Below are 21,023 nucleotides of genomic sequence, written 5' to 3'. Positions count from 1 at the left end.
TTCTGGCTGGAGTGTTTATGAATCATACCTATGGGCGGCTGGTGAGCCGGGCGGCAATCGCGGCGACCGTGATGGCATCGCTGTTACTTTTGATCAAAATTTTCGCGTGGTGGTACACCGGATCGGTCAGTATTCTGGCTGCACTGGTGGATTCTCTGGTGGACATCGCGGCGTCGTTAACCAACCTGTTGGTGGTGCGCTATTCGCTGCAACCGGCCGATGATGAACATACGTTCGGACACGGAAAAGCGGAATCACTGGCGGCGCTGGCGCAAAGCATGTTTATTTCCGGTTCGGCGCTGTTTTTATTCCTGACCGGGATTCAGCATCTCATCCAACCGACGCCGATGAAAGATCCCGGCGTTGGGGTGGTTGTCACCATCATTGCGTTAGTGTGTACAATCATTCTGGTCTCGTTTCAGCGCTGGGTAGTGAAGCGTACGCAAAGTCAGGCCGTTCGGGCAGATATGCTTCATTATCAGTCTGATGTTATGATGAACGGTGCGATTCTCATTGCGCTCGGGCTGGCATGGTACGGCTGGCATCGTGCGGATGCCTTGTTTGCGCTCGGGATTGGCATCTATATTTTATATAGCGCACTACGCATGGGGTATGAGGCAGTGCAATCTTTGCTGGATCGCGCTTTACCCGATGAGGAACGTCAGGAAATTATTGATATCGTGACGTCATGGCCTGGGGTCAGCGGCGCTCACGATCTTCGCACGCGGCAGTCAGGGCCGACCCGCTTTATTCAGATTCATTTGGAAATGGAAGATAATCTGCCGCTCGTTCAGGCGCATTTAGTGGCTGAACAGGTTGAGCAGGCAATTTTACGGCGTTTCCCGGGATCAGATGTCATCATTCATCAGGATCCCTGTTCAGTCGTACCCAAGGAAGGCAAGGTGTTTGAGCTTTCATAATTCGTTGTAAAAAGTGAACCGGGCCAGCATTTTGTGTATAAATTACCACCATTTGGCCTGACCTGAATCAATTCAGCAGGAAGTGATTGTTATACTATCTGCATATTCGTTGGATCGTTTCGATATGCGGAATCGACTTCCGGCAGCAGATTTCATTTTGCATTCCAAAGTTCAGAGGTAGTCATGATTAAGAAAATCGGTGTGTTGACAAGCGGCGGTGATGCGCCGGGCATGAACGCAGCAATCCGTGGTGTTGTACGTGCAGCGTTGACGGAAGGGCTGGAAGTCATGGGGATCCATGATGGCTACCTGGGTTTGTATGAAGACCGTATGGTCCAGCTTGACCGCTACAGCGTATCCGACATGATCAACCGTGGCGGTACTTTCCTCGGTTCAGCTCGCTTCCCGGAATTCCGCGACGAAAACGTGCGTGCGGTGGCTATCGAAAACCTGAAAAAGCGTGGCATTGATGCGCTGGTTGTTATCGGCGGTGACGGTTCTTACATGGGTGCGAAACGCCTGACTGAAATGGGCTTCCCATGCATCGGTCTGCCGGGCACTATCGACAACGATATCAAGGGTACCGACTACACCATCGGTTACTTCACCGCTCTGGGTACTGTAGTAGAAGCGATTGACCGTCTGCGTGATACCTCTTCTTCTCACCAGCGTATTTCCATCGTTGAAGTGATGGGCCGCTACTGTGGCGATCTGACCCTGGCGGCTGCAATTGCCGGTGGTTGTGAGTTCGTAGTGGTTCCGGAAGTGGAATTCAGTCGCGACGATTTGGTTGCTGAAATCAAAGCGGGCATCGCGAAAGGTAAAAAACACGCAATTGTAGCGATCACTGAACACATGTGTGACGTTGACGAACTGGCGCATTACATCGAGAAGGAAACGGGCCGCGAAACGCGTTCGACCGTACTAGGTCACATTCAGCGTGGTGGTTCCCCGGTTCCTTACGATCGTATCCTGGCATCCCGTATGGGCGCATATGCTATTGAACTGCTGCTGGCAGGTCATGGCGGTCGCTGTGTCGGTATTCAGAACGAGCAACTGGTTCACCACGATATCATCGATGCTATCGAGAACATGAAGCGTCCGTTCAAAGGTGACTGGCTGGACTGCGCGAAAAAACTGTACTGATTGTTTTTTGTTGCCCGGTGGCGCTTCGCTTACCGGGCCTACAGCGTGTACTCTTGTAGGCCGGATAAGGCGTAAGCCGTCATCCGGCACAACCTGCCTCATTTATTCCCCGAAGTTATAGCAAATCTTTTTTTATTCTTTAATGTTTGGATGCCTTTCTGGCACGCTTTGCTCATCACAACATCACATAAGAGAGCTGGGCGATGAACAAATGGGGCGTAGGGTTAACATTATTGCTGGCATCGACCAGCGTTCTGGCAAAGGATATTCAGTTACTTAACGTATCGTACGATCCAACACGTGAACTGTACGAGCAGTACAATAAAGCCTTCAGCGCGCACTGGAAGCAGGAAACGGGCGATAACGTCGTGATCCGCCAGTCACACGGCGGCTCTGGTAAACAGGCGACCTCTGTCATCAACGGTATTGAAGCCGATGTCGTGACGTTGGCACTGGCGTACGACGTGGATGCCATTGCTGAACGTGGTCGAATTGATAAAAACTGGATTAAGCGCTTGCCGGATAACTCTGCGCCTTACACCTCCACCATCGTGTTCCTGGTCCGCAAAGGCAACCCCAAACAAATTCATGACTGGAACGATTTGATCAAACCGGGCGTGTCAGTGATTACACCAAACCCGAAAAGCTCAGGCGGCGCACGCTGGAACTATCTGGCGGCATGGGGCTATGCCCTGCACCACAACAACAACGATCAGGCCAAAGCGCAGGACTTCGTCAAGGCTCTGTTTAAAAACGTTGAAGTGCTGGATTCCGGTGCGCGTGGTTCAACCAATACCTTCGTTGAGCGTGGTATCGGTGATGTGCTGATCGCCTGGGAAAACGAAGCGCTGCTGGCAACGAACGAGCTGGGTAAAGACAAATTCGAGATAGTGACGCCGAGTGAATCTATTCTCGCGGAGCCGACCGTTTCCGTGGTCGATAAAGTGGTGGAAAAGAAAGACACCAAAGCGGTGGCGGAAGCTTACCTGAAGTATCTCTACTCTCCGGAAGGCCAGGAAATTGCAGCGAAAAATTACTATCGTCCACGTGATACAGACGTTGCGAAGAAATACGAAAATGCATTTCCGAAGCTGAAGCTGTTCACCATCGATGAAGAGTTTGGCGGCTGGACGAAAGCGCAGAAAGAGCACTTCTCTAATGGCGGTACGTTCGACCAGATCAGCAAACGCTAAATAAGTCTGTGATTTACCGACCCGGTGGCCTAACGCGACCGGGTTTTTTATTTGTCATGGTTTTGCGTTACTCTTGCCCTTCAATGGGATGCAGGAAACGCGTAATGAAAAAAGCAGGCTATCTTTTACTGGCGGTGATTGTGGTTGCCGCCGCTGCAGGCATCGGGTACTGGAAATTCACCGGCAACCCGGACGCATTACGCCAGATCGTCCTTCAACAATGCTTGCCGCACCAGTTGCAGCAGCAGGATCCTGCACCATGCGCAGAAGTGAAGCCGGATGCCGGATATGTGGTGTTCAAAGACCGTAACGGCCCTTTGCAATATTTGTTGATGCCCACTTATCGCATTAACGGTACGGAAAGCCCACTGCTGTTAAAATCAGGCACGCCGAACTTTTTCTGGCTGGCCTGGCAGGCGCGTAGCTTTATGAGCCAAAAATACGGCCAGGAAATCCCTGACAAAGCAGTCTCTCTGAGCATTAACTCACGTAGCGGGCGTACTCAAAATCACCTGCATATTCATATCTCCTGCCTGCGAACCGATGTCAGAAAACAGCTGGATGACAACCTGGCGAAAATCAGCACCCGCTGGCTACCTCTACCAGGTGGGCTGCGCGGTCATGAATATCTGGCGCGTCGCGTCACGGAAAATGAACTGGCACAACGCAGCCCATTTATGATGCTGGCAGAAGAGGTGCCGGATGCACGTGAGCATATGGGCAGCTATGCGTTGGCGATGGTGCGTCAGAGCGATGAATCCTTTGTTCTGCTGGCTACTCAGCGCAATCTGCTGGCGCTGAATCTCGCCTCCGCTGAGGAAATTCAGGATCATCAATGTGATATTCTGCGTTAACCCCACCTAATCTGGCGTTTACTCCGCATGCCTGTCCCCGTATTCTTGTTGAAAAAAACAACAGGAGACAGGCATGTCGCTCTGGCTTACACACCCTCTGTTTATCCCCTCTCTGGTGGTTGGCATCACCATTCTGCTCTGGGCTACGTCGCTGCTGCCGGAGTTTATAACGGCGCTGCTGTTCTTTGCCGTGGCGATGGTCGCCAAAATCGCGCCACCGGATGTGATCTTTGGCGGCTTTGCGTCCTCCGCATTCTGGTTGGTGTTTAGCGGCTTTGTGCTGGGTATCGCGATTCGTAAAACGGGGCTGGCGGACAGGGCGGCGAGGGCGCTGTCATCACGGTTGACCGACTCCTGGCCGTTAATGGTGGCGAGTGTGGTGCTGTTGAGTTACGCGCTGGCGTTTGTAATGCCATCCAACATGGGCCGCATTGCGCTGCTGATGCCGATTGTCGCAGCGATGGCGAAACGGGCTGGAATTAACGATGGTACGCGCGCCTGGTATGGTCTGGCACTGGCCGTTGGGTTTGGGACGTTCCAGCTTTCCGCGACGATTTTACCCGCTAACGTACCGAATCTGGTGATGAGCGGCGCTGCGGAAGGCTCTTACGGCATCCACCTCAATTATCTTCCCTATTTGCTGCTGCATACGCCGGTTCTGGGTTGGCTTAAAGGCGCGGTTCTCATCGTGCTTATCTGCTGGCTGTTCCCTGGCAAGCCCCATGCGCCACGCGATCTCACGCCGTCGGAACCGATGAGCGGAGATGAAAAACGTCTGGCCTGGATGTTAGCGGTGGTGTTGCTTCTTTGGGTAAGCGAAAGCTGGCACGGCATTGGCCCCGCGTGGACTGGGCTGGCGGCGGCAGTCATCACATTGCTCCCACGGGTTGGCTTTATCAATGGCGACGAGTTTTCCACTGGGGTCAACATTCGTACCTGTATTTATGTGGCGGGTATTCTGGGGCTGGCGATCACCGTCACGCAAACAGGTATTGGTAGCGCCGTTGGTGAAGCGCTGTTACAGGTGATGCCGCTGGATGCGGAAAAGCCGTTTACCAGTTTCCTCGCGCTGACCGGTATTACCACGGCGCTTAATTTTATTATGACGGCGAACGGTGTTCCGGCGCTGTATACCACGTTGGCGCAAAGCTTTGCCGATGCGACGGGATTCCCGCTGCTGTCGGTGATTATGATCCAGGTGCTGGGTTATTCCACACCACTGTTGCCGTATCAGGCTTCACCGATCGTGGTGGCGATGGCGCTCGGGAAAGTACCTGCAAGGGCAGGGATGCTTCTGTGTATCGCACTGGCGGCGGCAACGTATTTGATTCTTCTGCCGCTGGATTACGCCTGGTTTACGGTGTTGGGAAAACTGTAGCTGTATCAAAATGTTAATTTTATGTTTTGTGAGTGAGTGAATTGTATTATGCGCGGCAATATCGGTTAATGCCTGAGCGCAGATTTGCGCACTGGAAACTCAAGGATTGATTCATGGACAGTTTGACCCCCATACGCCGCTGGCCTGCCATCATCTCGCTTGTGATTACGCTGACCATCTGGTTTGTTATCCCGTGTCCTCCTGACGTAACCCCGCAAGCGTGGCACCTGCTGGCACTGTTTATTGGTACGATCGCCGCGATTATCGGTAAAGCTATGCCCATTGGCGCAATTGCGATTGTGGCGATTATGCTGGTGGCGATGACAGGCGTTACTAACCCAGGCAAACCCTCGGCGGCATTGAACGATGCATTGAGTGGTTTTTCTAACCAGCTAATCTGGCTGATTGGTTTATCCATTATGCTGTCGCAAAGTCTGTTAAAGACCGGCCTGGGCGCGCGTATTGGCTACGGGTTTATTGCGCTATTTGGTAAAAGAACGCTGGGTATTGCGTGGGCATTAACCCTTGCGGAAACGCTAATTGCACCCGTAACGCCAAGCAATACCGCGCGTGGTGGTGGCATTATCCACCCGGTAATGCGGGCGATTGCGGAGAGCCTCGGCTCGCAGCCAGGCCATGCCGAGAATGGCTCCACGGGCCGTTATCTCGCGCTGGTGAACTACAACATTAACCCGATCAGCTCGGCTATGTTCATCACCGCGACTGCACCTAATCCGTTAATCGTCAGTTTTTTGACAAAGGGGACGGATGGCGTGCTGAACATGACCTGGGGAATGTGGGCTATTGCGGCGCTTCTTCCCGCACTGCTATCACTGGTTGTCATGCCGATTGTAATCTGGTGGCTCTATCCGCCAGCTATCACGCGCACACCAAATGCACCGCAGTTTGCGCGGCAAAAACTGGATGCGCTGGGTCCACTTTCTTTGGCAGAGAAAATCACCCTGGGGGTGTTCATTTTGCTGCTCTGTCTATGGGCGGGTGTTCCAGCAATGCTGATGGGCAGTGCCTGGAGCGTAAACCCCACTAGCGCCGCGTTAATTGGATTGTCGATTCTATTGATGGCGGGTGTATTGAGCTGGGATGACATTCTTAAATGCCGCGGGGCATGGGATACGATAGTCTGGTTTGCCGCGCTGGTGATGATGGCGGATTTTCTCAGCAAACTGGGATTGGTAGGATGGCTGGCAACCAGCGTGGGTAGCGCAATCGACCATCTTGGCGTGCACTGGAGTGTTGCGACGCTGTTGTTGATCCTGCTTTACGTCTACTCGCACTACTTTTTCGCCAGCACAACTGCGCATATTACGGCTATGTTCGCTGCGTTCTTTGCCGCAGGCTTAGGCCTCGGCGCGCCGCCAGCGCTGCTTGGTTTAATGCTCGGTTTCTCCTCCTCCTTGATGATGTCGCTCACGCACTATGGCACGGGTACTGCGCCTATTATCTTTGGTTCGGGCTATGTCACGTTGGCGGAGTGGTGGAAAACGGGGCTGGTGATGAGTGTGGTCAACCTGACCATTTGGGGTGTGACCGGCGCCTTCTGGTGGCACTGGTTGGGATACTGGTAGTTAATACAGCGGGAGGAGGGCTCCTCCCGCCTTAACAACTTAAGCCTGTTTAGCGGCTTCTGCTGCTTTAACGATGACTGCGAAGGCGTCTGCTTTCAGAGAAGCACCACCAACCAGCGCACCGTCGATGTCCGGCTGAGCGAACAGTTCTGCCGCGTTAGCTGCGTTTACAGAACCGCCGTACTGGATGATAACTTGTTCAGCGATTTTCGCGTCAGCTTTAGCAATGTGGTCACGAATAAATTTGTGAACAGCCTGAGCCTGAGCAGGAGTTGCAGATTTGCCGGTACCGATAGCCCATACTGGTTCGTAAGCGATAACGACGCCTTCGAATGCTGCCGCGCCCTGAGTTTTCAGAACCGCGTCGATCTGACGTGCACAAACTTCTTCAGTTTTGCCCGCTTCGTTTTCTGCTTCGGTTTCGCCGATGCACAGAACTGGAGTCAGACCCTGCTCTTTCAGCACGGCGAATTTTTTAGCGATCAGCTCGTCAGATTCTTTGTGGTAAGTACGACGCTCAGAGTGACCGATAATGATGTACTGCGCGCCGATGTCTTTCAGCATTTCAGCACTTGTTTCACCAGTGAATGCGCCAGACAGGTTCAGGTCAACGTTCTGCGCGCCCAGAATGATGTGGCTACCGGCAGCGGCGTGTTTCGCCAGGTCGATATACATTTCCGGCGGAGCAATCGCTACTGCACAGCCAGCAACGCCAGCCAGTTCTTTACGCAGGTTAGCAACCAGTTCGTTTACCATGTGGCGGCTGCCGTTCAGTTTCCAGTTACCCATCACTAAAGGATGTCGCATTTCATTTCTCCACGCTTGTCAGCGAATTAAGGAATATGGCCGCCCGTGAGGGCAGCATGGTCTGTGAAACAGTATAGAGATTCATCCCCTGAAAGGCTTTGCTTTTTGTCATCAATTCGCCTTCTCAAGACTTTCTGATAGTACCAGCTTAATCGGTTCAACAGCGAAGGTCAGTCCTTTTTCACCGTTGTCAGCAACAACATAGCGAATTGCGCCTTCTGTTTCAGCGTAATAGCGCTTACCTTTGCCTGCGGCGAGTAGTTTTTGCAGCTTTTTCTGGCTCTGTTCCTTCGTCAGTAGCGGTGCGACGGTGCGGATGACGGCGGTCATGTATTCCAGCGCTTGCGCTTTGGCTGCCTTTTGTTCTGGCCCCTGAATGGGTAACCAGGTTATCTGCATACTTTTGATTTTAAGGGTGCCGCGTTCAAGAGCGGAAGACGCATACAGGTTTTCATTGATTTTACTGGCTGCGCGGGTGAGATTTGCTCGATCGCGACTGCTGTCGATGGCACGGAACTCATTCAGAATAAGCTTCGGATTCTGCGTATTAAAGTTTTCACGAAACTGGCTAATCGACAGGTCAAAGGTCGGCGCGCCCGCCAGTAAATAGGGAGCCGTGGTTGCCGTCGACGGCTCTTCCGCCAGTACCGCAGTGCTCGCGGTTAAGGCTGAAAACAATAATAAAAACAGTGTAAATCCTTGCTTCATCAATCGTACCTTTCATTCTCATTGCTCACGATTAAAACGGTAACCGTCGAGCTTGTCAAAAGGGTAAACTGTTCTGGAAGGTAATAATAAAGGAACTTACATGACCATACAGCAGTGGTTATTCTCATTTAAAGGGCGCATCGGGCGCCGTGATTTCTGGATTTGGATTGGCCTCTGGATCGTCAGCATGCTGGTTCTGTTTTCGCTGGCGAGCAAACAATTACTCGATATTCAGACCGCGGCTTTTTGTCTGGTGTGTCTGCTATGGCCAACGGCGGCAGTGACGGTAAAACGTCTGCATGACCGGGGGCGCTCCGGAGCGTGGGCGCTGTTGATGATCCTGGCGTGGATGCTGCTGGCCGGAAATTGGGCGATTTTACCCGGCGTCTGGCAATGGGCGGTAGGCCGCTTTGTTCCAACGTTGATTCTGGTTGGTATGCTTATCGATCTGGGGGCGTTCATTGGCACCCAGGACGCGAATAAATATGGTAAGGATACGCAGGACGTAAAGTACAGAGCTGACTCGTAGGCCGGATAAGCGTAAGCGCCATCCGGCAAAATGCCCGGGTGTTTACCGGGCATTGAAACGTTCTTACCAGTAGTGCTCTGCGGTCATATGGCCCGGTCGACGGCGCAGGTGTTTGGTCATTTGCCGGGTCTCTTTCAGCAACTGCTGCGTGTCGCGTACCATTTGCGGGTTTCCGCACAGCATCACATGGCTGGTTTCTTTATCCATTGGCAACCCGACTGCTTTTTCTAGCTCACCGCTTTCAATCAACGCCGGTACACGTCCGGTCAGCGAATCTGCGGCTGTTTCACGGCTGACAACCGTCTGGATGCGTAATTTACCTTCGTAGCGTTTTTCCAACGCCTGCATCAGCGGCAGATAGCTCAAATCGGCGGCATAGCGCGCGGCGTGGACCAGCACCAGATTTTTAAAGCGATCCAGGTCCTTGCCTAACTGCAGAATCGACAAATATGGGCCGATAGCCGTGCCGGTCGCCAGCATCCATAGCGTTTCGCAATCGGGGACTTCATCCAGCACGAAGAAACCAGCAGCTTCACTCACCACCTGCACTTCATCGCCAGGCTTCAGTGCTGCCAGACGAGGGCTCAGTTTGCCGTCGGGAACCGTCACCAGATAAAACTCTAAATCGGGGTTATCAGGGGCATTTACGTAAGAATAGGCGCGCTGGACGCGTTCGCCGTCGATCTCAAGGCCAAGCTTAGTGAACTGACCTGCAGTGAAAGGAAGAACCGGAGCTCGCACGGTCAAACTAAACAGGGCATCGGTCCAGTTTTGCACCTTTGTGACTTTGCCTGTTACCCAATCTGCCATGGTTTTCTCCTGTCTGCTTTGATTGCCTTATCTTCGTTCGTTGGACGAAAGATTTCCAGCCCATATGGGCTGGAAGGCTCTATTGATCAAATCAATTACAGGATGTGCGCCTGCACATCGGGATCTTTACGATCGAGGTAGTGAATCGACTGAATGCGACGGATCGTACGTGATTTGCCGCGGATCAGCAGCGTTTCGGTGGTCGCGATATTACCTTTACGGCTAATCCCTTCCAGCAAATCGCCTTTGGTGATGCCGGTGGCGGAGAAAATGACGTTGTCGCTACGCGCCATTTCATCGAGGCGCAGCGCTTTGCCCGCTTCAATGCCCATGGCGGCGCAACGAGCCAGTTCTTGTTCGCCAATGCGACGGTTCTCTTCGCTGTCGCCTTTGACGTCATGACGCGCCAGCAAACGGCCCTGCATGTCGCCGTCCAGTGCGCGGATCACCGCTGCGGAAACCACACCTTCAGGTGCGCCGCCAATGCCGTACAGCACGTCAACTTCACTGTCTGGCATGCAGGTCAGAATGGAGGCCGCAACGTCGCCGTCTGGAATAGCGAAGACGCGCACGCCCAGTTTTTGCATTTCGGCGATCGTTTCATCATGGCGTGGTTTGGCCAGAATGGTTACGGTCAGCTCACTCAGCGGTTTATTGAGTGCAGCGGCAACGTTATGCAGGTTGGCTTCCAGCGACAGGTTCAGGTCGATAGACCCTTTTGCGCCTGGGCCGACAATCAGCTTTTCCATGTACATATCTGGCGCATTCAGGAAGCAGCCTTTATCGCCCACAGCCAGTACGGCCAGCGCGTTTGCCTGACCCATTGCCGTCATGCGTGTACCTTCGATAGGATCGACGGCGATGTCGACCGCATCACCAAGACCGGTCCCGACTTTTTCACCGATAAACAGCATCGGCGCTTCATCAATCTCACCCTCGCCAATCACGATGGTGCCGTCGATGTTGACCTGGTTGAGCATAATACGCATGGCGTTCACTGCCGCGCCGTCAGCGGTATTTTTATCGCCGCGGCCCAACCATTTATAGCCAGCCAGCGCGGCCGCTTCGGTCACGCGTGAAAATTCAATGGCAAGTTCTCGTCTCATTGCAAACTCGTAGCTGAAAGGAATGGCGCGAAGTGTAGCACAGGGGAGGGGGCGAGATTATTGATGTGTGTGCGGGGTTGCCCCCGCACGAAGATTTTGCCGGATAAGCCAAAGTAGCCATCCGGCAATGACGTATTACTCGTCGTGATCTTCCCATGCCATGGCGCGTTTTACCGCTTTTTTCCAGCCGCTGTAACGGAAGTTACGCTCGGTGGTTTCGATGCCTGGACGGAATTCACGCTCGATGACCGCTTTCTCCTGCAACTCATCCAGATTCTGCCAGAAGCCTACTGCCAGGCCAGCCAGGTACGCTGCACCTAATGCGGTGACTTCGCGAACTTCCGGACGCTCTACGCGGGTGCCCAGAATGTCAGACTGGAACTGCATCAGGAAGTTGTTGGCGACCGCACCGCCGTCAACGCGCAGGGCGTGCAGACGAATACCGGAGTCAGCCTGCATCGCTTCCAGAACATCACGCGTCTGATAAGCGATAGACTCAAGCGTTGCGCGGATGATGTGGTTGGAGTTTACGCCACGGGTCAGGCCGAAGATGGCGCCACGTGCATACGGGTCCCAGTACGGTGCACCCAGGCCAGTAAATGCCGGAACGACGTACACGCCGTTGGTGTCTTTCACTTTGGTGGCGAAATACTCAGAGTCGAATGCATCGCTGATGAGTTTCATTTCATCGCGCAGCCACTGAATAGATGCGCCAGCCATAAATACCGCACCTTCCAGCGCGTAGTTCACTTCCCCGGTCGGTCCGCAGGCGATGGTGGTCAGCAGTCCGTTTTCGGACTTAACGGCTTTCTCACCGGTATTCATCAGCATGAAGCAGCCAGTACCGTAAGTGTTTTTCGCCATCCCTTCCTTTACGCACAGCTGGCCAAACAGAGCTGCCTGCTGGTCACCGGCGATACCGGAGATAGGAATACGAATGCCGCCTTTACCACCAATGTTGGTCTGACCGTACACTTCAGAAGAGCGACGCACTTCTGGCAGCATGGCGCGCGGAATATCCAGCGCATCCAGCATCGTGTCATCCCAGTCCAGGGAGTGGATGTTGAACAGCATGGTACGTGAAGCGTTGGTGTAATCCGTGACGTGTACGCGTCCCTGCGTCATTTTCCAGATAAGCCAGGTGTCCACGGTACCAAACAGCAGTTCGCCGCGACGAGCGCGTTCACGCGAGCCTTCAACGTGGTCGAGGATCCATTTCACCTTGGTGCCAGAGAAGTACGGGTCAATGACCAGGCCGGTGTTGTTACGGATGTATTCTTCCATGCCATCGCGCTTGAGCTTTTCGCAGATATCTGCGGTACGACGACACTGCCACACAATGGCGTTGTAGATTGGTTTACCGGTCTCACGCTCCCAGACGATGGTGGTTTCACGCTGGTTGGTAATACCGATCGCTGCAATTTCATCGGAACTGATATCGGCTTTCGCCAGAACTTCAACCAGCGTAGAGCTTTGGGTTGCCCAAATTTCCATTGGGTCGTGTTCTACCCAACCTGCTTTCGGGTAGATTTGCTCGAATTCGCGCTGTGAAACGGCAACGATATTCGCATCGTGGTCCATTACGACCGCGCGGGAGCTGGTGGTGCCCTGGTCGAGCGCAACGATATATTTTTTTTCAGTCATAATTTTTGTCCCGTAGTCACATTACAGCGAAGCTTTTTGTTGAGTGTTGGCCGCCGCGTCTTTTTCTTCAATCACGCAGACATCGCACGGTAAATGGCGACCAATCAGTTTGCGATATGCCCATGCGCCCAAAATCGCGCCGGTAATTGGGCCAAACACCGGAACCAGGAAGTAAGGGATATCGCGACCACCTGTGAAGGCAATCTCACCCCATCCGGCCATCCAGGCGAAGAGTTTCGGTCCGAAGTCACGTGCCGGGTTCATCGCAAAACCTGTCAGCGGACCCATGGAAGCACCAATAACGGCAATTAATAAGCCAATCAGCAGTGGTGCCAGCGGACCACGAGGTACACCGTTACCATCGTCGGTCAGAGCCAGAATCAGCCCCATTAGAATAGCGGTAATGACCATTTCAACCGCGAAGGCCTGCACAAAATTGATATGCGGATTCGGATAGGTGGAGAAAGTACCCGCCAGACCCAGGCTTTCGGTAGTGCCACGCACGATATGGTTGGTTTGTTCAAAATCGATGAAAAGATTGTAATAAAGCCCGTAAACCAATGCCGCTGCGCAAAAGGCGCCGGCAATTTGCGAAATAATAAAAGGGACAACTTTGCGTTTATCAAAACAGGCGAACAGCCAGAGTGCGATGGTTACCGCGGGATTCAGGTGTGCACCAGAAACGCCTGCGGTCAGATAGATAGCCATTGCTACCCCCAGACCCCAGATGATACTGATTTCCCACTGACCAAAAGTAGCACCAGCTACTTTGAGTGCAGCGACACAGCCCACACCGAAGAAAATCAACAACCCGGTACCGAGGAATTCAGCAATGCACTGGCCTTTTAAGGTTGAGGTTTGACTCATAATCGGATCCTGAAGAGAGTTTAATGTTTATTGTGTGCGAGAAGGTCACTGACATCCCCGGAGCCGGTAGGCACACTGTTAATTTATCGTTAACGCTCAAAAACGAGAAATATCGAAATTAAAATGTGTGTACTGCATCAACAAAATGAGCGTTTTCGCGCCATTGTGCGGTATTTGTTATACAAAAATAGTGTGAGCTGAATCATTTCACTGATCAATCTGTTAACACTTAAGAGTTATGACAGTCATGTCACCAGGAGAAAGACTAAAAGTGTTGCAAACCGCAATCTGCGCGGGATGCCGCTGGACAGGGATGACGCGGCTTCATACAATCGGTGTTAAGTAGAGTGCGCTCGTTTTTATTAAGGCGTCGCCGGTTATCGGGACGAGGATTTTTATCCATCAACGCCTTGCAATTCAGGAGAGGTATGACGATGTCATTAGAAGTGTTTGAGAAACTGGAAGCAAAAGTACAGCAGGCGATTGATACCATCACGCTGTTACAGATGGAAATCGAAGAGCTGAAAGAAAAGAACAACTCACTGTCGCAGGAAGTTCAGACTGCACAGCAGCAGCGTGAAGAGCTGGAGCGTGAGAACAACAACCTGAAAGAACAGCAGAATGGCTGGCAGGATCGTCTGCATGCCCTGCTGGGTCGTATGGAAGAAGTCTAATTACGCTTCATCTTTCGTGCCGTAGCTGCGTTGGCTGCGCTCAGTTACCCCAGTCACGTAGTTTACTACGCTCCTGGGGATACCTTCGTTTGCCGCCTTGCTACAACACGAAATCTATTGCGTAATCGTTCCTGTGTAGGCCGGATAAGGCGTAAGCCGTCATCCGGCAATACAATCGTTTTACCGCAACACAACGTTAATTTCAGGCATTCAAACCCCCATCTACGTCCAGACCGGTGCCGGAAATCTGCCCAGCCGCTGGGCTTGCCAGAAACGTCACCGCCGCTGCAACATCCTCCGGTGTTCCGTAATGCCCTGTAGCAATAAGCTGCCGTTGGGATTCTGCCTGCTCGCCATCTGCCGGGTTCATATCACTGTCAGTTGGGCCGGGATGGACAAGATTAACGGTAATACCCCGTGGGCCGAGATCGCGAGCCAGGCCACGGGTTAGCGAGTTGAGCGCTGATTTAGTCATCGCGTAGACGGCAATCCCCGGCTGGGCGACGCGGTTGGCAAGACAACTGCCAATATTGATGATTCGCCCACCTTCAGGGAGATGCGGTAGCGCGGCCTGTATGGCAACTACCACGCCACGGATGTTCACGTTAATCAATGCGTCGATGTCCTCCAGTGACAGCGACTCCAGCGGGCCGCCGCGTGCGATCCCTGCGTTGTTGACCAGAATATCCAGTCCACCGAGTGACTGTACCGTGCGGTTTACGGCATTCTGAATCGCCTGAGCGTCTGCACTGTTTGCCTGAATCGCCTCACCATGGCGGCCAAGTGCTGTAATTTCATCGGCAACGGCCTGGGCTTTCTCCGCAGATTTTTCATAGGTTATAACAACATCAGCACCGGCTTTCGCCAGCGACAGTGCAATGGCGCGCCCTAATCCACGACTGGCTCCGGTGACCAGCGCTTTTTTACCTGTCAGATCGATATGCATGATGACCTCGTGATGAGAGTGATGAGATTCATCATTAGGTATAGAGAGAGTTTTTTCTTCGTCAATGCGCAGGATGGGGGAATCGGAAGGGGGTGTGGCAAAAAAAAAGCCAGTCAGTTGTTTAACCGACTGGCATCACACCGAATTGCGGTGTTTTCTTTACTCGATATCGAGCGGGTCTTCGGAGAGGATTATCCCGGTGTTGTCGGCGTACAGGTGGTCGCCAGAGAAGAACGTTACACCGCCAAAGTTGACGCGTACATCGCTTTCTCCAATACCTTCCCCTGCGGCACCGACCGGAATGGCGGCAATCGCCTGAATACCGATATCCAGTTCTTCCAGATCGTCTACCTGACGGACTGAGCCGTAGATGACCAGACCTTCCCATTCATTCTGTACGGCCAGTCGAGCCAGTTCGGCATCGACCAGCGCACGACGGACAGAACCGCCGCCATCGACCAGCAGAATGCGACCACGGCCGTTTTGTTCGAGCAGATCGTACAGCAACCCGTTGTCCTCGAAACATTTTACCGTGATGATTTGTCCGCCAAACGACGACCGTCCTCCAAAGTTAGAGAACAGTGGTTCCACGACGTTGACATCTTCCTGATAGATGTCACAAAGCTCGGATGTATCGTATTTCATAGGCTCAACGTTCAGTTGCTGCGAGAATTTTTAGTATATCGCGCTATGTGTACTGTTGGCAAAATCATCAATTGTTAATTGATATTTGTCAGTTAAAGAGACCACTGACTTAAGAAAATTCCAACGACAAACAGCAGGTTAGTTAACAATGCCGCTTTTACGGTGCGTTCCAGCATCGGGCGCATTGCCGCAGGATCCATCTCACGCATCACGTATCGCGCCTGTTTAATCAGCAGCGGAGCGGCGAGGATAAACAGCCATCCCCACAGGCTTTGCAGTGAGAACAGGTTAAACAGGGCCAGGCAGACCAGCGTGCCCATCAGCAGACAGGCGTGGTAGCGGCGGGCATTGACGGCGCCTAAACGCACGACCAGCGTGTTCTTGCCGTTCTCTCTGTCGCTGTTGATATCGCGCAGATTGTTGACGTTGAGCACGGCAGTTGCCAGCAGGCCGCAGGCGGTAGCAGGCAGAATGAGCGCCGGAATCAACGTATGCGCCTGCAGATACCAGCTTCCCATAACGCTCAGCCAGCCGAAGAACACCAGTACGGAAATATCGCCCAGACCGATATATCCGTAAGGGCGATTGCCTACGGTATAGGTGATTGCGGCTATGATCGACAGGCCGCCGAGCACCAGGAAGCCGACAAAATCTGCCAGCGTGTGGCAGGCCACAGCAACCAGGGCCAGACCGGACAGGCAGATCAAGACCACGGTGACGATCAGCGCCCGCTTCATCTGCTGTTGGGTGATGACCCCTTTTTGCATACCGCGCAGCGGTCCTATGCGGTCGGGCTTGTCGCTGCCTTTGACGGCATCGCCATAGTCGTTAGCGAGATTGGACAGAATTTGCAGCAATCCCGCCGTAATCAATGCCAGCAGAGCAACCAGCGGATTGAAGTATCCTTGCCACCATGCTAATGCCGTACCGACGATGATCGCCGCGAAGGCGAGCGGTAAGGTCTTAGGTCGTAAACTTTCCAGCCAGGCTTGTGAGCGGCTAATTTGTTGTTGTTCAGTCATATTTAGCGCCAATAAAAATGGGGCTTTATCAGCCCCATCAACAGTGATGAAAATGCATTGAACGCGATTATAGGATAAAACGGCTCAGATCTTCATCTGCGACCAGCGCATCCAGATGTTTGCTCACATATTCGGCATCAATTGTGATGCTTTGGCCGTTCAAATCGCTCGCATCATAGGAAATATCTTCCATCAGACGTTCCAGAACGGTATGCAGACGACGTGCACCGATGTTTTCGGTGGTTTCGTTAACCTGCCAGGCCGCTTCGGCAATGCGTTTAATACCGGATTCAGTGAAGTTGATGTCCACACCTTCAGTCGCCATCAGCGCTTTGTACTGCACGGTGATGGAGGCATTCGGTTCGGTAAGGATACGCTCAAAATCGCTGGTGGTCAGCGCCTGCAGCTCGACACGAATCGGCAGACGACCCTGCAGTTCCGGGATCAGGTCGGACGGTTTCGCCACCTGGAATGCGCCAGAGGCGATAAACAGGATGTGATCGGTTTTCACCATGCCGTGCTTGGTGGACACCGTGCAGCCTTCAACCAGCGGCAGCAGGTCGCGCTGTACGCCTTCGCGGGACACGTCCGGGCCGGAGGATTCACCGCGTTTACAGATTTTGTCGATTTCGTCGATAAACACGATCCCGTGCTGCTCAACGGCATCGATAGCTTCTTGTTTCAGCTCTTCCGGGTTCACCAGTTTGGCCGCTTCTTCTTCAATCAGCAGTTTCATCGCGTCTTTGATTTTAAGCTTACGCGGTTTTTGCTTCTGACCGCCCAGGTTCTGGAACATGGACTGCAGCTGGCTGGTCATCTCTTCCATTCCCGGAGGCGCCATAATTTCAACGCCCATCGGTGCGGCCGCGAGATCGATTTCGATCTCTTTATCATCCAGTTGGCCTTCACGCAGTTTTTTACGGAACGCCTGACGCGCTGCAGAAGGTTCCTGCGGCTGCTCTGACTGTCCCCAGTTATTTTTAGCCGGTGGGATCAGCACGTCGAGAATGCGCTCTTCCGCCATCTCTTCAGCGCGGAAGCGGTTTTTCTCGATTGCCTGAACGCGAACCATCTTAATGGCAGCATCGGTCAGATCGCGGATGATCGAGTCAACTTCTTTACCAACATAGCCAACTTCGGTGAATTTGGTTGCTTCAACTTTGATGAACGGCGCGTTGGCCAGTTTTGCCAGGCGACGGGCGATTTCGGTTTTACCGACGCCGGTCGGGCCAATCATCAGAATGTTTTTCGGCGTGACTTCATGGCGCAACTCTTCGTTGAGCTGCATACGACGCCAGCGGTTACGCAGGGCAATCGCCACGGAACGCTTAGCGTTATCCTGGCCGATGATGTGTTTGTTCAGTTCGCTGACAATTTCGCGTGGGGTCATTTCAGACATGGGGGATCCTTACGCTTTGGAGTTCAATTCTTCGATGGTATGGAAGTGGTTGGTATAAATGCAGATATCCCCTGCAATATCCAACGCTTTCTCAGCAATCTCGCGTGCGCCAAGCTCGGTGTTTTCCAGCAGAGCGCGTGCAGCAGCCTGGGCGTAGGGACCGCCGGAGCCGATGGCAATCAGATCGTTTTCTGGCTGGATGACGTCGCCGTTACCGGTGATGATGAGCGATGCCGTTTCATCTGCGACGGCCAGCAGCGCTTCGAGTTTGCGCAGCATACGGTCTGTACGCCAGTCTTTTGCCAGTTCAACGGCAGCCTTCACCAGGTGACCCTGGTGCATTTCCAGCTTGCGTTCAAACAGTTCAAACAGCGTGAATGCATCCGCAGTACCGCCCGCAAAGCCCGCGATGACTTTGTCGTTGTAAAGACGGCGGACTTTCTTCACGTTGCCTTTCATTACGGTGTTACCCAGTGTGGCCTGACCATCACCGGCGATTACCACATGGCCGTTACGGCGTACGCTTACTATTGTTGTCACGAGCAGACCCCTTGGTTACAAATGCAATGTACAGGCCCCGCACAGTATGCGGGGCGTAATGCAAGTATAGATGGGGGGGATTTTGGGGGTTTCAACCCCCAGTGGCGAGTCGAATGCAGTTTGTGTGACCAGCAACCTTCAGGCGGCTGATGGTGTTGTCGGCATTCTCTTTGCCTTTGACCGGACCAATGACCACGCGATTCCAGCCGTTATTGGTGGTAATACGCGAGTTGAACCCTTCAAAGGCCAGCTGCGCGCGCACGGTTTCTGCCTGCTCAGCGCCTTTAAATGACCCGCACTGAACCATCCAGCGGCGTTCATCTTTTTTCTCCGCCGTCTGTTTTGGCGGCTGCGTTTCATTCGTTATTGGCGCGGCCGGTTGCGTTTTCGGCTGAGCGGCGGTGGTATGCGCAGGCGTTTGCAGCAAATCCTGATACGGCTGTTGCGCCGCCGGTTTTGGCTGTGCTTTCGGCTGCTGTACCGGCGCGGTTTGCGCCGTACGCGTTTGCGGCTGCTGGTAAGGCTGTTCCGCTACCCGTGGTTGCGTGCGCGGCTGTTGAGCCTGCTGCTGCGTGTTGGCCCATTGCTGTTGCTGTACCTGACGCTGGCGCTGCAACGTTTGCTGACGCTGTTCAGGCGTTTGTTCGTTCCACGGCACTTCGTTGAGCTGCGTTGGCTGTTGACGCATATCAGCCTGCATTTGCGCCAATAGCTGGCGCTGCTCATTGGTTAGCTGATCGGCGTTCAGCACCTCGCCGCCGGCAGACGGTTCGGTAGGCGCACGTACGCCAGGCTGACGGCTTTCCAGCTCTTTAATGTATCGCCAGCGCTCTTCCGGTTTTGGCGGGATGCCATTACCGGTGACTTTCTGGTTTTGCAGCGTTTCGGACTCTTCTTTCTTGTGATGCGTAATGAAGTACAGACCACCGATAAAGGTCACGAGTACGGCTGCAGCAATAGCAACCATTGCGGGCGATACCGCAGGCGTATTGCGTTGTTTTTTCCGTGATGTGCTCTTCTTGCGCCGCGAAGGTGCCGGTTGGCCGCGACGTACATAATCTCGTTGTGCCACTATCGTTTCGCTGTATTTATTCGTTCGTCAGCCCGCCATGTTACTTAAGCGGCGGGCCTTTGACCAGACAGGGGAGTCCGAAAGCACTTTACTTTACGTCAGTGCCCGGGTAGTACCCCGAATAATAAGCTCGCAGTCCAGTAAACGTGAGCCACTGCTGACGTTCTGTCCTTGTAATTGATCGAGCAGTAACAGCATAGCTTCACGTCCGATATCGAAACGCGGCTGTGCGACGGTTGTCAGGGGTGGATCACAAAATTCCGCGAGCGAAATGTTATCGAAGCCGATAATCGATAAATCGTCGGGCACCTTCAGACCCTGACGTTTGGCGTAAGAGAGGGCGCCAAGCGCCATGACATCGCTGTGACAAAAGACCGCGGTAGGCGGCTGTGGTAGCGCCAGGAGCTGTTTAAGCGCATTGGCTCCCGCTTCATAGGAAAAGTCACCGCGCGCGATGAAATGCGGATCGACCGTAATTCCGCTGCGACGTAGTGCCTGAACGTAACCTTGCAGACGATAATGGCACAGCGGCATATCTTCGGGCCCGGCGATACAGCCAATGCGTTTATGCCCCAGTTCCAGCAGATAGTTCATCGCGTTGAAGGCGGCGGTGAGGTTATCAATGTGCACGGTGGGCAGTTCCAGCTCTGGCGCGAACTCGTTGGACATAACCATCGGTGGCAAGTTGCGTTGCTCTTCCACGCTGGCATCAAACGGCAGGCGCGAGCTGAGCAGCACCATGCCATCGATCTGCTTGGTAATTATGAGGTTGAGGAAGGTCTTTTCCTGCTGGTTCTGGTGCGCGCAATCGCCGATAAGCACCAGATATCCCTGTTCTGCGGCGGTGACTTCGATGCCACGAATCACTTCGCTAAAAAACGGATCGCAGATATCCGGCACAATCACCAGAATGGTACGCGATTCATTACGCTTAACGTTACGTCCCATTGATTGGGGTAAATATCCCACTTCAAGCGCTGCCTGCTCAACCTTGTTACGGGTTGACTGCGAGACTTTGTCTGGGTTCATTAATGCGCGGGATACGGTTGCCGTTGAGACTTTCGCCTTCAGAGCAACATCTTTCATCGTAGCGGCGGCAACCTGCTTATTCGGTTTCACTCTTTCTCCTCGCCAGAGAGCTGCTGGCACAGACTCGTCCTTGAATAGCCTTCATCTG

The 21,023-nt window shown here is 53.3% G+C and carries 21 protein-coding genes; 8 read left to right on the top strand and 13 right to left on the bottom strand.

Going from position 1 to position 21,023, the window contains the following annotated elements:
- Positions 1–17: 17 nt before the first annotated feature.
- The 6 genes from fieF (at position 18) to OGV74_RS05245 (ending at position 7,077) form a co-directional block, all read left to right on the top strand.
- Complete coding sequence (gene fieF, locus OGV74_RS05270; protein WP_003028775.1) at positions 18–920, top strand: CDF family cation-efflux transporter FieF; 903 nt, start codon at positions 18–20, stop codon at positions 918–920.
- A 183-nt stretch (positions 921–1,103) separates the two neighbouring features.
- Positions 1,104–2,066 (top strand): 6-phosphofructokinase, encoded by a 963-nt coding sequence (gene pfkA / locus OGV74_RS05265; protein ID WP_003028778.1) that lies wholly within the window; start codon positions 1,104–1,106, stop codon positions 2,064–2,066.
- A 203-nt stretch (positions 2,067–2,269) separates the two neighbouring features.
- A complete protein-coding gene (sbp, locus tag OGV74_RS05260) occupies positions 2,270–3,259 on the top strand; it encodes a sulfate/thiosulfate ABC transporter substrate-binding protein Sbp (RefSeq protein ID WP_003028779.1) in 990 nt (329 codons plus the stop codon).
- A 104-nt stretch (positions 3,260–3,363) separates the two neighbouring features.
- Positions 3,364–4,113, top strand: a complete 750-nt coding sequence (locus tag OGV74_RS05255; protein ID WP_003028780.1) for a CDP-diacylglycerol diphosphatase — start codon at positions 3,364–3,366, stop codon at positions 4,111–4,113.
- Between the two features lie 73 nt (positions 4,114–4,186).
- Entirely contained in the window at positions 4,187–5,491 is a 1,305-nt protein-coding gene (locus OGV74_RS05250; protein WP_003840496.1) for an SLC13 family permease, read from the top strand.
- Between the two features lie 113 nt (positions 5,492–5,604).
- On the top strand, positions 5,605–7,077 hold the full coding sequence (locus OGV74_RS05245) for a DASS family sodium-coupled anion symporter (RefSeq protein WP_286520445.1): 1,473 nt from the start codon (positions 5,605–5,607) through the stop codon (positions 7,075–7,077).
- Positions 7,078–7,116: 39 nt separating this feature from the next.
- Here the strand turns inward: OGV74_RS05245 and tpiA are convergent, their stop codons facing one another.
- A complete protein-coding gene (gene tpiA, locus OGV74_RS05240; RefSeq protein WP_003028783.1) occupies positions 7,117–7,884 on the bottom strand; it encodes a triose-phosphate isomerase in 768 nt (255 codons plus the stop codon).
- Positions 7,885–7,995: 111 nt separating this feature from the next.
- The gene (locus tag OGV74_RS05235; protein ID WP_086504735.1) at positions 7,996–8,592 is read right to left on the bottom strand and encodes a YiiQ family protein; all 597 of its coding nucleotides are present in this window, start codon (positions 8,590–8,592) and stop codon (positions 7,996–7,998) included.
- A 100-nt stretch (positions 8,593–8,692) separates the two neighbouring features.
- Here OGV74_RS05235 and OGV74_RS05230 point away from each other — a divergent pair, with 100 nt between their 5' ends.
- Positions 8,693–9,121: a DUF805 domain-containing protein gene (locus OGV74_RS05230; protein WP_003840502.1), complete on the top strand. Its 429-nt coding sequence runs from the start codon at positions 8,693–8,695 to the stop codon at positions 9,119–9,121.
- 63 nt (positions 9,122–9,184) lie between these two features.
- Here OGV74_RS05230 and fpr read toward each other — a convergent pair whose 3' ends face one another.
- The 4 genes from fpr to OGV74_RS05210 form a co-directional block, all read right to left on the bottom strand.
- The gene (gene fpr / locus OGV74_RS05225) at positions 9,185–9,931 is read right to left on the bottom strand and encodes a ferredoxin--NADP(+) reductase (RefSeq protein ID WP_003840504.1); all 747 of its coding nucleotides are present in this window, start codon (positions 9,929–9,931) and stop codon (positions 9,185–9,187) included.
- A 95-nt stretch (positions 9,932–10,026) separates the two neighbouring features.
- Complete coding sequence (gene glpX / locus OGV74_RS05220; protein ID WP_003840506.1) at positions 10,027–11,037, bottom strand: class II fructose-bisphosphatase; 1,011 nt, start codon at positions 11,035–11,037, stop codon at positions 10,027–10,029.
- A gap of 135 nt (positions 11,038–11,172) precedes the next feature.
- The gene (glpK, locus tag OGV74_RS05215; RefSeq protein ID WP_003028792.1) at positions 11,173–12,681 is read right to left on the bottom strand and encodes a glycerol kinase GlpK; all 1,509 of its coding nucleotides are present in this window, start codon (positions 12,679–12,681) and stop codon (positions 11,173–11,175) included.
- Between the two features lie 21 nt (positions 12,682–12,702).
- Positions 12,703–13,548, bottom strand: coding sequence for an MIP/aquaporin family protein (locus tag OGV74_RS05210; protein WP_003028793.1), 846 nt, complete (start codon positions 13,546–13,548; stop codon positions 12,703–12,705).
- Positions 13,549–13,976: 428 nt separating this feature from the next.
- Between OGV74_RS05210 and zapB the strand changes: the two genes are divergently transcribed.
- Positions 13,977–14,222 (top strand): septal ring assembly protein ZapB, encoded by a 246-nt coding sequence (gene zapB, locus OGV74_RS05205; RefSeq protein ID WP_088732415.1) that lies wholly within the window; start codon positions 13,977–13,979, stop codon positions 14,220–14,222.
- Between the two features lie 202 nt (positions 14,223–14,424).
- On the opposite strand, the gene OGV74_RS05200 is transcribed toward zapB, so the two are convergent.
- The 7 genes from OGV74_RS05200 to cytR form a co-directional block, all read right to left on the bottom strand.
- Positions 14,425–15,168, bottom strand: coding sequence for an SDR family NAD(P)-dependent oxidoreductase (locus OGV74_RS05200; protein ID WP_003840511.1), 744 nt, complete (start codon positions 15,166–15,168; stop codon positions 14,425–14,427).
- 159 nt (positions 15,169–15,327) lie between these two features.
- Positions 15,328–15,813, bottom strand: coding sequence for a ribonuclease E activity regulator RraA (gene rraA, locus OGV74_RS05195; protein ID WP_003028798.1), 486 nt, complete (start codon positions 15,811–15,813; stop codon positions 15,328–15,330).
- A gap of 92 nt (positions 15,814–15,905) precedes the next feature.
- Entirely contained in the window at positions 15,906–16,835 is a 930-nt protein-coding gene (gene menA / locus OGV74_RS05190) for a 1,4-dihydroxy-2-naphthoate polyprenyltransferase (protein WP_003028801.1), read from the bottom strand.
- Positions 16,836–16,902: 67 nt separating this feature from the next.
- Positions 16,903–18,234 carry an ATP-dependent protease ATPase subunit HslU gene (hslU, locus tag OGV74_RS05185; protein ID WP_003028803.1) on the bottom strand — a complete coding sequence of 444 codons (1,332 nt, stop codon included), beginning with the start codon at positions 18,232–18,234 and terminating at the stop codon, positions 16,903–16,905.
- A gap of 9 nt (positions 18,235–18,243) precedes the next feature.
- Positions 18,244–18,774 carry an ATP-dependent protease subunit HslV gene (hslV, locus tag OGV74_RS05180; RefSeq protein ID WP_003028805.1) on the bottom strand — a complete coding sequence of 177 codons (531 nt, stop codon included), beginning with the start codon at positions 18,772–18,774 and terminating at the stop codon, positions 18,244–18,246.
- A gap of 91 nt (positions 18,775–18,865) precedes the next feature.
- Positions 18,866–19,846, bottom strand: a complete 981-nt coding sequence (gene ftsN, locus OGV74_RS05175) for a cell division protein FtsN (RefSeq protein WP_003840513.1) — start codon at positions 19,844–19,846, stop codon at positions 18,866–18,868.
- Between the two features lie 93 nt (positions 19,847–19,939).
- The gene (cytR, locus tag OGV74_RS05170; RefSeq protein WP_086504736.1) at positions 19,940–20,965 is read right to left on the bottom strand and encodes a DNA-binding transcriptional regulator CytR; all 1,026 of its coding nucleotides are present in this window, start codon (positions 20,963–20,965) and stop codon (positions 19,940–19,942) included.
- Between the last annotated feature and the right edge of the window lie 58 nt (positions 20,966–21,023).

Source organism: Citrobacter sp. Cf116 (genome assembly GCF_030336505.1).
In the GTDB taxonomy this organism is placed as follows: Bacteria; Pseudomonadota; Gammaproteobacteria; order Enterobacterales; family Enterobacteriaceae; genus Citrobacter; species Citrobacter freundii.
The sequence above is the reverse complement of the archived record's forward strand: the minus strand, read 5'-3'. Positions and strand labels throughout refer to the sequence as shown.

What these genes read in the sequence shown, in the direction of transcription:
- menA (WP_003028801.1), bottom strand. Translation starts at nt 16,835, where the DNA reads ATGACTGAACAACAACAAATTAGCCGCTCACAAGCCTGGCTGGAAAGT.
- OGV74_RS05200 (WP_003840511.1), bottom strand. Translation starts at nt 15,168, where the DNA reads ATGCATATCGATCTGACAGGTAAAAAAGCGCTGGTCACCGGAGCCAGT.
- glpX (WP_003840506.1), bottom strand. Translation starts at nt 11,037, where the DNA reads ATGAGACGAGAACTTGCCATTGAATTTTCACGCGTGACCGAAGCGGCC.
- fpr (WP_003840504.1), bottom strand. Translation starts at nt 9,931, where the DNA reads ATGGCAGATTGGGTAACAGGCAAAGTCACAAAGGTGCAAAACTGGACC.
- glpK (WP_003028792.1), bottom strand. Translation starts at nt 12,681, where the DNA reads ATGACTGAAAAAAAATATATCGTTGCGCTCGACCAGGGCACCACCAGC.
- OGV74_RS05245 (WP_286520445.1), top strand. Translation starts at nt 5,605, where the DNA reads ATGGACAGTTTGACCCCCATACGCCGCTGGCCTGCCATCATCTCGCTT.
- OGV74_RS05255 (WP_003028780.1), top strand. Translation starts at nt 3,364, where the DNA reads ATGAAAAAAGCAGGCTATCTTTTACTGGCGGTGATTGTGGTTGCCGCC.
- OGV74_RS05235 (WP_086504735.1), bottom strand. Translation starts at nt 8,592, where the DNA reads ATGAAGCAAGGATTTACACTGTTTTTATTATTGTTTTCAGCCTTAACC.
- fieF (WP_003028775.1), top strand. Translation starts at nt 18, where the DNA reads ATGAATCATACCTATGGGCGGCTGGTGAGCCGGGCGGCAATCGCGGCG.
- hslU (WP_003028803.1), bottom strand. Translation starts at nt 18,234, where the DNA reads ATGTCTGAAATGACCCCACGCGAAATTGTCAGCGAACTGAACAAACAC.
- zapB (WP_088732415.1), top strand. Translation starts at nt 13,977, where the DNA reads ATGACGATGTCATTAGAAGTGTTTGAGAAACTGGAAGCAAAAGTACAG.
- OGV74_RS05210 (WP_003028793.1), bottom strand. Translation starts at nt 13,548, where the DNA reads ATGAGTCAAACCTCAACCTTAAAAGGCCAGTGCATTGCTGAATTCCTC.
- rraA (WP_003028798.1), bottom strand. Translation starts at nt 15,813, where the DNA reads ATGAAATACGATACATCCGAGCTTTGTGACATCTATCAGGAAGATGTC.
- OGV74_RS05230 (WP_003840502.1), top strand. Translation starts at nt 8,693, where the DNA reads ATGACCATACAGCAGTGGTTATTCTCATTTAAAGGGCGCATCGGGCGC.
- tpiA (WP_003028783.1), bottom strand. Translation starts at nt 7,884, where the DNA reads ATGCGACATCCTTTAGTGATGGGTAACTGGAAACTGAACGGCAGCCGC.
- pfkA (WP_003028778.1), top strand. Translation starts at nt 1,104, where the DNA reads ATGATTAAGAAAATCGGTGTGTTGACAAGCGGCGGTGATGCGCCGGGC.
- OGV74_RS05250 (WP_003840496.1), top strand. Translation starts at nt 4,187, where the DNA reads ATGTCGCTCTGGCTTACACACCCTCTGTTTATCCCCTCTCTGGTGGTT.
- sbp (WP_003028779.1), top strand. Translation starts at nt 2,270, where the DNA reads ATGAACAAATGGGGCGTAGGGTTAACATTATTGCTGGCATCGACCAGC.